General features: G+C 53.7%; 3 protein-coding genes. 1 reads left to right on the forward strand and 2 read right to left on the reverse strand.

What is annotated here, in order from left to right:
- Positions 1–260, forward strand: a 260-nt coding sequence (locus AB5Y50_RS12035) for a transposase (protein WP_368162906.1), incomplete at its 5' end; no start/stop codon positions are given.
- Positions 261–452: 192 nt separating this feature from the next.
- Here AB5Y50_RS12035 and AB5Y50_RS12040 read toward each other — a convergent pair.
- Together AB5Y50_RS12040 and AB5Y50_RS12045 are read right to left on the reverse strand one after the other, a co-directional pair.
- Positions 453–719, reverse strand: coding sequence for a hypothetical protein (locus tag AB5Y50_RS12040; RefSeq protein ID WP_010673592.1), 267 nt, complete (start codon positions 717–719; stop codon positions 453–455).
- A gap of 191 nt (positions 720–910) precedes the next feature.
- Positions 911–2,040 (reverse strand): IS3 family transposase gene (locus tag AB5Y50_RS12045; RefSeq protein WP_368162908.1). Its coding sequence is split into 2 segments (ribosomal slippage), with 1,131 coding nucleotides annotated over them: positions 911–1,827 and positions 1,827–2,040; the frame shifts between segments, so codons are not numbered across the junction. This gene is flagged as partial in the annotation.

The following is a 2,040-nucleotide window of genomic DNA, read 5'->3' on the forward strand; positions in this document are numbered from 1 at the left end:
TGATCCTCGATAACTACATCATTCACAAAAGCAAACAGACCGAGCGATGGTTGAAGAAGAACCCCAAGTTCTGCCTGGTGTTCCAGCCAGTTTACAGCCCTTGGGTTAATCACATCGAACGGCTGTGGCACAAGTTACATGAAACCATCACGCGCAATCATCAATGCAGAGGAATGGCCAGCCTGCTGGCCCAAGTGAAACACTTCATGGATACCGTGTCTCCTTTCCCGGGGAATGGCTATGGTACAGCGAAGGTGTAGCACTATTGGGATCAGTTATTTAGCTTTCTCTGTTTGTACAGATCTAGTTATTACCTGACACCAGCCTCAAACCGGTGTCTTGTTTACGCTACTTTAGCGCTGTCAAAAAGGTGGGTGTCTCAATTTGGAAGTCCAAAAACCATCCCGCCCGGGATGGTTTTTTATTGGATGGCGTGAAAGGCAAGGACCTTCTTACCACCGTCCCTGGGGTGGCTGCTGGTTGCGCGACTCCACCATGGCAATGAGGATGGCCATCAGGCTCGATATCAGCATCAGCCCCATGGCGATGGGAAACGTCACCAGGATGTAAGAGAAACGCCCGATCTCTGCCGCTGGAGAGTCCGATAGCATGATCATTGGCAGGGGGAATACCAATAACAGGGCCAGGTAAAACATGATCCTGGCGATCATCAGGGGGGTCTTGAGGGACTGGGTCACTATTTTTCGGTACGGCCACATGATGGTTTGCTCCCTGCACTGTGGTGTTGTTGTTGTCGATAAGCCGCGCCGTCGAGGCATCTGCGGTTCTGCTCGTCCATGAAGGGTGTCAAGCTGTCCCCTGATTAGCAGCCACGGCAGACCGGGTCAACGGGCTCCGGGGAGCCGGAAATGACCCACAGACAGGGTTGTGCTGAATCGCCCCGGCTTCTCTAGACACTTTCGAGCCGCTCGAAATATTGCTTTTCACACTCTACTGGCGATAGCCCATGGTTGAAACTGTGCCGGCGCTTGGGGTTGTAAAACATTTCAATGTAATCGAACACATCCTGCCGGGCTTCCTCGCGATCCGCATAGGTTTTACGTCGGATCCGCTCGCGTTTTAGGAGCTGGAAGAAACTCTCCGCCACCGCGTTATCATGACAATTGCCACGTCTGCTCATGCTGGCCTTAAGCCGATGATCCCGCAAAAAATCCTGCCAGTCATAGCTGCTAAACTGGCTCCCTTGGTCGGAATGAACCAGCACTTCCTGCTCCGGTCGCCGTCGCCACACCGCCATCAGTAACGCGCTGATAGCCAGCTCTCGGTCGATCCGTGGCCCCATTGACCAACCAATGACTTGTCGTGAGAACAAATCCAATACCGCGGCCAGATAGAGCCAACCTTCATGGGTTCGGATATAAGTGATGTCTGTTACCCAGACCTTATTTGGCTCAGTCACATCGAACTGGCGTTCAAGATGGTTCGGTGCAACCACCGTTGGCCGGCCACCATAATGACCGGGACGGCGGCGATAACCGGTTTGTGAACGTAAACCTTCATGACGCATTAATCGCGCCACCCGGTGTTTCCCACAGGTCTCGCCCATCTCTCGCAGGTCATCCCGGATCTTGCGATAACCATAGATGCCCCCGCTTTCTAGCCAACATTGCTTGATCTGGCCAAGAAGGCGTTGGTCTTCCAGGGCTCGGGCAGATAAAGGCTGGTGCAGCCAGGCGTAATAACCGCTCGGGTGGACATTCATCATCCGACACAGTCTGCGGATGGGATGTGCGGACGCGTGCTCCCGGATGAAGGCGTACCTTACCCTGACAGCTTGGCAAAATACGCGGCGGCCTTTTTTAAGATATCTCGCTCATCGGTGACGCGACGCAGTTCAGCCTTGAGGCGCCGAATTTCGGCTTGCTGGCTGGAGTCATCCTGTTGCTGCGCTTCGGGTTGGCTGTAGCGTTTGATCCAGACATAAAGACTGTGGCTGGAAATACCAAGTCGTTCAGCGACCTCTGCTACTGGGTAATTGCGCTCAGTCACCTGCTTGACGGCTGCCAGTTTGAATTCTTC

This window comes from Aeromonas sp. s6 (genome assembly GCF_040907815.1).
Classification (GTDB): domain Bacteria; phylum Pseudomonadota; class Gammaproteobacteria; order Enterobacterales; family Aeromonadaceae; genus Aeromonas; species Aeromonas caviae.